The following is an 8411-nucleotide window of genomic DNA, read 5'->3' as shown; positions in this document are numbered from 1 at the left end:
ACACGCCAGGCACCAGCCCAAGGTCAAACTTGAGCGGCTGACCGGGGGGCGAGAGCACCAGCATCAGCACATCTGCCGACGGACCGGTGAACGACAAGGCTTGGATGGGGATGATGGTGTCAAAGGCAAGGCGGCTCTCTTGATAGGTCAAGAGCCAGGCCACGGCCACCATGGCGCCCACGCCAACCGCGCCAAACCAGCCCCAAAAGCGCACACCTTGGCGCTTGGCCCACCACAGTGCGGCGGCCAGCCATATGGCGCCAAAAATGGCGCCGCCCACATGGCCAATGCCGGTCAGCGCGATGAGGTCGCGGGCCGTCCCGCCCTCCACCGTCCACCAGCCTGCAATGGTCTGACGCACCGGGGAGAGCATGCCGGTCAGGGCCGCTTGGGCCGTCACGGCAAACACCAGGCCCGACAGCAGCGCGCGCAGATTGCCTTGCGCCGCCAAAACCAACAAGCGGCTAGAGCAGCCGCGCGCCAGGATCATGCCTGCGCCAAACATCGCCCCGCCGACGATCGCCCCGGAAAGACTGCCGCGCGCAGAGAGCTGGCGTGCCTCGCGGACATCCAACCAGCCCATCAAAATAAAGATTTGGGTGAGCAACACCGCCGTGGCAAAGGCGAACAGCCAGACAGTGAGCTTGCCCTCCCGGGTGCCGCGCGAAAACTCAATCGCTGCCGACCGCAAGCAAAAGCGTGAACGGTGCGCAAAAAAGCCAAACAGCAGCCCTATCAGGCCACCCGTGAGGGTGATGGTCCACATCTCCCCCCAGCGGCTCATCAGTGATTCCAGTCCCATGGCAGTGGCTCTTTCTTTCCATTCGTATGGACGAATGGTGTCACTGAGACGCCGGGCGGGTCTTGACCTACATCAGGCGCAGCGGCCTTGCCGCCTGCGCCTGATGGTGGTTCATTACTTGAGCGTGTCAGACCAAATATTGGCTGCCCAGGCTTCGGCGTAGCGGCCTTCCAAGTCAGAGCGCACATCGGAGACACCGCCAGAGCCACCGATGGTGAAGAAGCTCTTCTTGGGCGCCTGATACTCATGCACGCTGGCCACGTGGATGACGTGGGTGGCGTCGACATAGCTCATGCAGACGTTGGTCAGCATGGGGTGGGGGTCGATCTCCCAGCCCTTCAGCTCAGCCACGATGGCCGCTGCCGTGACCTTGGCGTGGGAGTTGGCCATATGCCCCGACTTGGGCATGCCTTGCGCGACCTGGATGGAGTCACCCAGCACATGGATGTCTTTGGCCGCCGTGGACTCGAAGTTCAGGAAGTTGGTATGGCACCAGCGGCCATTGGCATTGGCCAAGCCGGTGTTGACGGCAATAGCCCCGGCCCGCATCACGGGCAGCACATTCAGCACGTCTGCCTTGACGTCATCTTGCACGTCGAACTTGACCGTGCGGGTCTTGCCGTCCACCGCCACCGCCTTGTGCTGCGGCCGGTACTCCACCATGTCGCCGTACAGCTCTTTCCAGGCCTTCTTGAACAAGGGGCCTTTGGAAGTCACGTCTTGGTTGCCGTCCAAGATCAACACTTTGGACTTGGGCTTATGCTTTTTGAAATAGTCGGCCACCACGCTGGCACGCTCATAGGGTCCAGGAGGGCAGCGGTACGGCGCCTCGGGAATGGTGATGGCATAGACACCGCCATCGCGCATGTCTTGCAACTGCTTTTGCAGAGCCATGGTCTCAGGGCCAGCCTTCCAGGCATGCAGAATCTGCCCGGCTTCATGGGCGGCCTTCAAGCCTTCAGTTTGATCCCACATGAAATCAATGCCGGGGGACATCACCAACTTGTCGTAGCGCACCTCGCCACCACTGGCCAAGAGGGCCACCTTCTTGGCGGGGTCAATGCGAGTCACGGTGTCATGCACCACGCGCACACCGTGCTTGCTGCTCAGCCCATCGTAAGGCGTGGTGATGTCCTTCATGGTCCTCATGCCGGCGATCACCAAGTTAGAGATCGGGCAGGACACAAAAGCCTTGTTGGGCTCCACCATCATCACGTCGATGCTGTAGTCTGACAACAGGCGGATGTACTTGGACACCGTGGCCCCCCCATAGCCACCGCCCACCACCAAGACCTTGGCACGGCCAGGGTCCCCACCGGCCCTGCCCGCACAAGCCGTCAGGCCCAAAGCCCCACCGGCAGCCAGACCGGCCAAAAGCGTTCTACGTTGCATCATGGTCCGTCCTTACTTCTTGGCGCCGAAATACTTGGCCAGGGTTTCCAACTGCTCTTGCGAATAGCCCTTGGTGATCTGGTGCATGATGGTGGCCTGACGCTGGCCATTGCGAAAGGCCATCAACTGGCTGAGGATGTAGTCCTCTGGCAAGCCCGCCAAACGAACCATTGCTTGCCCTTCCACAGCCACGCCCTCGGTGCCGTGGCATTGGGCGCAAGTAGCGGCCAAGGCACGCGTTCTGAGCACATTGGTGTCTGCGGCCAGCGCCCCGCCCGACGTCAGCGCTGACAATGCCAGTGCCAAAGTCGGAAACCATAGTCGGCGCACTGCGCCAGAGGATGTGGGTGTTCTCATCATGGGAATCTTTCGCGAGTGGGCAGGGTGCTTGTATCGACACCCCGAAGTGTGGCTAAATATCACTGAATGCTGATGCAGTGTTATCCCTAGTGGCACGACATTCACCAATTTCCTTGGACCCAGCCCATGCCCCACCAATGTCACAGCCCGAAGCCATTGCACCGGAGAGCGTGGGCGCTGAGTTGCGCCGCGCTGTTGGGTGGGCTGAGCCGCCTGGGTGAGACTCAGGCCACGCCAAGCGCAACATCTGAAATGATGACATGGCCTGCATCTTTGGCCTTGTTGGATGCCCCCTCTCTGAACGCGGAACAACTCGGCGCCAGCCCGACCGTGCTGGTGTTTTTCAGCATCGACTGCCCCTATTGCCGTCGCCACAATCAGCGCCTGAGCGCGCTGGCTCTGCAAACCTCAAGCCTGAGGGTCCTGGGGGCTGCACTGGACAGCGACGGAGATGCGCTGCGCCGCTACCGCGACACTCAGCGCCTGAGATTTGCCATCACACCGGGTGCCCAAGCCCTGCGAGAAAAGGTCACGGCACGCCGGGTCATCCCCTTCACCGCAGTCATTGCGCCCAGCGGCCGATTCTTGGAACGCATTCCCGGGGAAATGTCAGAGAGCGACATCCTCGGCTTGGCCCGCTGGGTCACCACAGGAGCTTGACCATGGCAAAAGTACACCCCCTGCTGTTTTGGCTTGGCTGCATGCTGATGTCCACCGCTCAGGCACAGACCCCACCTCTGTTTGTGGGTGCCGACCTGAAACTGGGTGAAAGCCTGATCAAGACCCACAACTGTGCCGGCTGCCACGGCCGCCACATGAATGGCCCCGGTGACGACATCTACAACCCCAAGGGCAAGATCAACACGCCCGGCGCCCTTCGCGGCATGGTGGACCTGTGTGCCAATCAGTTGAACCTGCAGTTTTTTCCAGAGGAAGTCACAGCTGTTGCCGCGGTGCTCAACCGAGACTTCTACCGCTTCACGGCCAAACCTTGACCCCCCCGACACGCTTCTTTACCGAACTAAGGCCATACTGGCGCCATCGCCGGTCAACGGCGTAGCGCCTGCGGGCGTTCGACAGCCCATGATCGCTCTTGATCCAAGGAAGAAGCTATGAAGAAGATTGCCCTCAGCCTGATGATGCTGGCCAGCTTGGCCGCTTGCTCCACCACCAGCCCCGACGTCATCAAGCGTGAAGACGCGCAGCGCATGTCCACCATTCAAGATGGCGTGTTGCTCTCCAGCCGTCCCGTCAAAGTCGAAGGCTCGCAAAGCGGCATCGGTGGCGTCGCTGGTGGCGTGATCGGTGGCGTGGCCGGCTCATCGGTCGGTGGCAAGCGCGAATCCGTCGTCGTTGGCGTTCTGGGTGCAGTGGCGGGTGCCGTTGTAGGCAACGCCATCGAGCGAGCGGGCACTCAAGAAGAAGCGATTGAGATGCTGGTACAGCTCAAAAACGGAGATCGCCGTGCCATCGTGCAGGCCAAGGGCACAGAAACCCTGCAGCCCGGCGAGCAAGTCATCATCGTCACGACCGGCGGCAAAGTGCGCGTCACCCGCGCCCCGGCAGGCACGCCGCCCATGGCGGGGGCCTCTGCACCGGTCTATACGCCGCGCTGAGCGACAGGCAAAAAAGGGGGCCTGGGCCCCCTTTTTGTTGACGGGTCTGTCTGGCCACTTAAAGCGGTCGCCTGACCGACAAAGCACCGCGAATCTGCCCGACGCTATAGCCCAAGGCTTGATCGTGAGGATAGTCGCGGGCCAAGCTAGCGCGCAAATCTTGCGCGACTTGCTCACCCACGCCATGGCACTGCACGCAAAACGGGCCCACCGGAATGGCCCGCAGATAGCGGAACTCCTGTTTGCCCTGGCCGTCGGTCACGACCTCACCGACTTCCAGCGCCTCGGGCTTTTCGCCCTGCGCTGAACGGATGTTGAACTCCGCCAAGTGCCGCGCTTCCCAGGCATCTGGGCGGCCTCGCTCGGGGTTGCGGGTCTTGAGGCTGACGCGGCTGAGGCGCCACCCTGTCTCTTCAGCCTTGCGCTGCAAGGCCTGGGGCGCTTTCTCTTTGCAGACTGGGATGGCCTGCGCCGCACCTCGCTGCTGCACTTCAGCGGTGGCCATGCCCACCACTTGCGGCAGCACCGGCATGGCCTTTTGGCGGGTGTCCAGTTTCAGCCGCTCCAAGTCTTGTGCGGTGAAATCGGCCGCACCTGCTGCGGCCGCCACCAGCGTCAGGCCAAGTGCCGTCAGCCAGCTTTGCTTCACTTGGCGCCGCCAGCCACCCAAGCCGCCAAGGTCTTGGCATCAGCGTCAGACAGCGCTGCTTGTGCGGGCATGGGCACGGGGCCCCATTTGCCGCTGCCACCCTTCTTGATGCTCTCCGTCAGCTTGGCCACGGCATCTTTGTCGCCCGTGTACTTCTTGGCCACCTCTTGGTAGCTCGGGCCCACCAGCTTTTTGTCCACGGCATGGCAGGCCATGCAAGCGTTCTTCTTGGCCAGGTCGAGGTTGGCGTAAGCGGCGGGCACACCCACCAAGGCCAGTGCCAACACAGCGGCGGCTTGCTTGACATTCTTCATCATTGATCTCCTGAAACTACCTACAGCCCAGACGCTGAGCCCGCTCGACCTTGTCTTCAAGGTCTTATATTCATTATTAATGATATAAAAGTTGAGCGGCCACTGATCTACTGATTTTTACTCATCTGTGCGGCAGGCTGACCAAACCCTGGCGGCTCGACACCGCCCAGGCGGCAGAGCGGCCCAAGAGGCCACCTTTGGGCTGGCCAAGTGATCGCTGCCCAGGGAAGGAAAGTAGACACTGGGGCGCCACCAAACCTGGAGTCCTGCGGCGAGAGCTGCCGCCACGCCGGGGCTAGAGTCCTCTATGGCTACCGCTTGGTCGGCTTCAAGACCGAGGGACTGCAAGGCCTTCAGATACACCTCCGGGTCGGGCTTCTTGCGCTGGGTGTCCTCTCCGCACACGACCACCTCAAACCAAGAGCGCCAATCAGCGCCCAAGAGCCGCCCCAGCAAAGCCTGCACATTGCTGCGGCTGGTGGTGGTGGCTATGCCCTGGCGCACACCCGCCGCGCGGGCCTCGCGTATCAGGTTCAGTACACCGGGGCGGGCAGGGATCAAGCCCTCATTCACCACGGCCGCATAGTGCTGGTTCTTGAGCTGATGCAGGCGGGCCGCCAACTCCTCTTGCGCAACCGGATCGCGCGGCACATCGTCGCGCCCTTGCATGAAGTGCAGCAAGCGCTCCCGCCCCCCCGTGATGTGCAGCAACTTCCCATAGCGCCGCTCGTCCCAACCCCAATCCAGCCCGGCTTGTGCAAAGGCCAGATTGAATGCCACGCGGTGCCCATCGCGTTCTGTCTCAGCGATGGTGCCGTCGACGTCCCACAACAAGCACTGCCACTCAGACATAGCGCTTGACCATGGCATCCAGCGGCAAGGGCTTCAAGCGGGTGGCATGGCCCGCGCAGCCAAAGGCCTCAAAGCACTGCTGGCAGAGTCCTTGGGCGGCCTTGGTGGCGGCAGCCCAGGCTTTGCGCGGATCAAACTCGGCCGTTTGCTGGGCGAACAGTTGGCGCATCGCCCCCGTCATGGCCAGGCGAATGTCGGTGTCAATGTTGACTTTGCGCACGCCGTTGGCAATGCCACGAACGATCTCTTCAACGGGCACACCATAGGTCTCTTTGATATCGCCGCCGTACTGACGAATGATGGCCAGCCACTCTTGCGGCACGCTGGAGCTGCCATGCATCACCAAGTGCGTGTTGGGAATGGCCGCATGGATCTGCGCAATGCGGTCTATGGCCAGCACCTCGCCGGTGGGCGGCCGGGTGAACTTGTAGGCGCCGTGACTGGTGCCAATGGCAATGGCCAAGGCATCTACGCCTGTGCGGGCCACAAAGTCCTTTGCTTCCGTGGGGTCGGTCAGCATCTGGTCATGGCTGAGCTTGCCCGCAGCCCCCACGCCATCCTCCTCGCCAGCCTCGCCGGTTTCCAGCGAACCGAGGCAGCCCAGTTCGCCTTCAACAGAGACGCCCACCGCGTGCGCAATTCGGCAGACATCAGCCGTCACCGCGACGTTGTAGTCATAGCTGGCAGGCGTCTTGGCGTCTTCCAACAAGGAGCCGTCCATCATCACGCTGGAGAAGCCGGAGCGGATGGATTGAATGCAGACGGCCGCAGACGCACCGTGGTCTTGATGCAAGCACACGGGAATGTCTGGATGGGTCTCGATCGCGGCCAGCACCATGTGGCGCAGATAGGCTTCGCCGGCGTACTTGCGCGCCCCCGCACTGGCCTGCAGGATCACGGGACTGTCGGTGGCCTGAGCGGCCTGCATGATGGCCTGGATCTGCTCCAGGTTGTTGACATTGAAAGCGGGCACGCCATAGCTGTGTTGGGCGGCGTGATCCAACAGTTGTCGCAGGGCAATCAAGGCCATCGAAGAGTCCTCATGATTCAGGGGTTGAGATGTAAACGGTAAGTACTGTGGCAAGCCACGCAGTACTGCGTGGTCTGCGCCATCAAGGCCTGTATTTGGGCGACGGTGACGTCGGGGCGAGCCGCCTGATCGGCCATGCGCGCGAAGCCCTGGTGCATGGGCCTACCAAACTCTCGCCAGCGGCTGGGCAACTTGGCATGGAAGCTCACGGAGGCCGGGTCTTGGCTCTGCATGGTGTGCTGAGGCCGCAGCGCGTCGGCCAGCTTGCGCACGGTCGCCATGTCCTGCTGAGACAGCGCTTGGTTGATCTGTCCCAAGGTGGCCAACATCTGGTTCATATCGCCCAGCACATGGTCATACTCATCCCGGTTGACGGACACCACCTCCCGGCTGGACGGCTTGGCCTTGGGCACTGCCGCAGCCGCACGGGTTTCGCTGCTGGCATGGTGACCGTGATGTGCGCCCTCCTGCTGGGCCAAGGCCCATGAGCAGAGCACCGTCGCACCCAACATACCGATCACCAAGGCTTTTGAACGCATCACACTCTCCAGTTTTAAAAGCGGCGAGTATGCAAAGCTCAGGCCCAAAGGCCGTGCGCTGCATCACAGCTCGTTCCACTTCACCCTCATTCGTGCTTAGGCGCGAAGCCACAACGACACGGGTGACTTGAACATGGAATCAGGCTCTCACCAGCGTGGCCGAGGCATGCGCTTGGTTGGCCTGCACCACATGCTCAGCCAGCTCCGGCAGGCTCATGAAGATGCGCTCGGGCTGGGTCGCTTCGATGGGCTCACCGGCGTTGTAGCCCCAGGGCACCGCCCAGGCCGCCACACCCGCCGCCTTCGCGGTCTGCACATCGGTGCGCGAATCGCCGACATGGGCAGCGCGCTGTACCTCGCCACCCAACACATGGAGGATGTGAAGCACAGGTTGCGGGTTGGGCTTGCGCTGCGGCAAAGAGTCGCCCCCAATCACAAGCTCAAACAAGGAAGAGAGCCCCGCCGCGTGCAAGACCTTGGTCGCAAAGCGATGCTCCTTGTTGGTCAGGCAGGCCAGACGCACACCCGACGCACGCAGGCGCTGAAGACTTTCGACACAGCCTGGATAGGGCTGCGGGTCCATGCCTGCGGTGCAACTGTAGTGATGGTCCAACCGGTTCAGCATCTCCGTCTCGTTGAGCTTGAGCTGGTGGTTTGGAAACTGCCGCAGCACATGGGCCAGCAGGCCCTGCATCATCTGCCGCGTGCCGGCACCAATGAACTGCTTTACCACCTCCACCGGCTGGCGTGGCAGGCCGCATTCCACCAAAGTGCGGTTGGCCGCCTCGGCAATCTCTGCCGCGGTGTCCACCAAGGTGCCGTCCAAGTCAAACGTGATCACGCTGTAGCGCATGTGT

The 8411-nt window shown here is 62.1% G+C and carries 12 protein-coding genes; 3 read left to right on the top strand and 9 right to left on the bottom strand.

Translation table 11 applies throughout. From position 1 onward, the window contains the following. The 3 genes from ACIQ3Q_RS14595 to ACIQ3Q_RS14585 all read right to left on the bottom strand — a co-directional run. The coding region (locus tag ACIQ3Q_RS14595) for a YeeE/YedE thiosulfate transporter family protein (protein WP_396269863.1) at positions 1-802 on the bottom strand (802 nt) is incomplete at its 3' end. 114 nt (positions 803-916) lie between these two features. Then, the gene (locus tag ACIQ3Q_RS14590) at positions 917-2197 is read right to left on the bottom strand and encodes an FCSD flavin-binding domain-containing protein (RefSeq protein ID WP_396269862.1); all 1281 of its coding nucleotides are present in this window, start codon (positions 2195-2197) and stop codon (positions 917-919) included. Between the two features lie 9 nt (positions 2198-2206). Then, positions 2207-2551: a c-type cytochrome gene (locus ACIQ3Q_RS14585; protein ID WP_396269861.1), complete on the bottom strand. Its 345-nt coding sequence runs from the start codon at positions 2549-2551 to the stop codon at positions 2207-2209. Between the two features lie 258 nt (positions 2552-2809). Between ACIQ3Q_RS14585 and ACIQ3Q_RS14580 the strand changes: the two genes are divergently transcribed. The 3 genes from ACIQ3Q_RS14580 to ACIQ3Q_RS14570 all read left to right on the top strand — a co-directional run bounded on the left by ACIQ3Q_RS14580 (position 2810) and on the right by ACIQ3Q_RS14570 (position 4170). Beyond that, positions 2810-3214 (top strand): TlpA family protein disulfide reductase, encoded by a 405-nt coding sequence (locus tag ACIQ3Q_RS14580; protein ID WP_396269860.1) that lies wholly within the window; start codon positions 2810-2812, stop codon positions 3212-3214. A 2-nt stretch (positions 3215-3216) separates the two neighbouring features. Beyond that, a complete protein-coding gene (locus ACIQ3Q_RS14575) occupies positions 3217-3549 on the top strand; it encodes a hypothetical protein (RefSeq protein WP_396269859.1) in 333 nt (110 codons plus the stop codon). Positions 3550-3666: 117 nt separating this feature from the next. Beyond that, a complete protein-coding gene (locus ACIQ3Q_RS14570; RefSeq protein ID WP_396269858.1) occupies positions 3667-4170 on the top strand; it encodes a glycine zipper 2TM domain-containing protein in 504 nt (167 codons plus the stop codon). Between the two features lie 58 nt (positions 4171-4228). On the opposite strand, the gene ACIQ3Q_RS14565 is transcribed toward ACIQ3Q_RS14570, so the two are convergent. From ACIQ3Q_RS14565 to gph, 6 genes are all read right to left on the bottom strand, one after another. Continuing rightward, on the bottom strand, positions 4229-4819 hold the full coding sequence (locus ACIQ3Q_RS14565; protein WP_396269857.1) for a DUF3365 domain-containing protein: 591 nt from the start codon (positions 4817-4819) through the stop codon (positions 4229-4231). Continuing rightward, a complete protein-coding gene (locus tag ACIQ3Q_RS14560) occupies positions 4816-5133 on the bottom strand; it encodes a c-type cytochrome (protein ID WP_396269856.1) in 318 nt (105 codons plus the stop codon). The genes ACIQ3Q_RS14565 and ACIQ3Q_RS14560 overlap by 4 nt, the downstream gene beginning before the upstream one ends. A 117-nt stretch (positions 5134-5250) precedes the next feature. Next, positions 5251-5985 carry an HAD-IA family hydrolase gene (locus ACIQ3Q_RS14555; RefSeq protein ID WP_396269855.1) on the bottom strand — a complete coding sequence of 245 codons (735 nt, stop codon included), beginning with the start codon at positions 5983-5985 and terminating at the stop codon, positions 5251-5253. After that, a complete protein-coding gene (fba, locus tag ACIQ3Q_RS14550; RefSeq protein WP_396269854.1) occupies positions 5978-7015 on the bottom strand; it encodes a class II fructose-bisphosphate aldolase in 1038 nt (345 codons plus the stop codon). The genes ACIQ3Q_RS14555 and fba overlap by 8 nt, the downstream gene beginning before the upstream one ends. A gap of 17 nt (positions 7016-7032) precedes the next feature. After that, on the bottom strand, positions 7033-7554 hold the full coding sequence (locus tag ACIQ3Q_RS14545) for a cytochrome c (protein WP_396269853.1): 522 nt from the start codon (positions 7552-7554) through the stop codon (positions 7033-7035). A gap of 139 nt (positions 7555-7693) precedes the next feature. Continuing rightward, a complete protein-coding gene (gph, locus tag ACIQ3Q_RS14540; protein ID WP_396269852.1) occupies positions 7694-8407 on the bottom strand; it encodes a phosphoglycolate phosphatase in 714 nt (237 codons plus the stop codon). Positions 8408-8411: the final 4 nt, after the last annotated feature.

Origin of the sequence: Ideonella sp. (assembly GCF_044358605.1) — a bacterium.
Classification (GTDB): domain Bacteria; phylum Pseudomonadota; class Gammaproteobacteria; order Burkholderiales; family Burkholderiaceae_C; genus Ideonella.
The sequence above is the reverse complement of the archived record's forward strand: the minus strand, read 5'-3'. Positions and strand labels throughout refer to the sequence as shown.